1 protein-coding gene is annotated in these 614 nt (G+C 49.5%); it reads right to left on the bottom strand.

All coding sequences use genetic code 11. The annotated features are described in order from the left end of the window. Positions 1-614: ATPase domain-containing protein (locus R7Q11_RS27555; RefSeq protein WP_225467155.1), on the bottom strand; the 614-nt coding region annotated here is incomplete at both ends.

Raw genomic sequence — 614 nt, 5'->3', positions numbered from 1 at the left:
TCGCCGATGGGTTACTTACTTCTTTCAGTCCCTGCCCCGTCATCGCAAACACGCCTAATTCATTTACCGCACCAAAACGGTTTTTGTGGCTGCGCAGTGTACGGAAACGACTATCTGTTCCGCCATCAAGCAAGACAGAACAGTCAATAATGTGCTCAAGGACTTTAGGGCCGGCAAGAGTACCATCTTTCGTTACGTGACCAACAATAAATACCGCAACATTGTTCTGTTTTGCGTATCGCGTCAGTGCCGTCGCAGATTCTCGCACCTGAGCAACACTGCCCGGTGACGATTGAACATCAGAAACGTGCATAACCTGAATCGAGTCAATCACCATAATTCTGGGCTGCTCTTTCTCTGCAATTTGGCAAATTTTATCGACGTTGGTTTCTGATAGCATCTTCAGGTGCTCTTTTGGCAGACCAAGACGAGACGCGCGCATCGCAACCTGTTGAAGCGATTCCTCACCCGTAACGTAAAGTGTCGGCATCAGCCCTGATAACGTACACATAGTTTGAAGAAGCAACGTCGACTTACCCGCGCCAGGGTTACCACCTATCAGAATCGCCGCACCAGGTACGACACCACCACCAAGCACACGATCGAGCTCTTTA

Source organism: Vibrio sp. 970 (assembly GCF_033339075.1).
The sequence above is the reverse complement of the archived record's forward strand: the minus strand, read 5'-3'. Positions and strand labels throughout refer to the sequence as shown.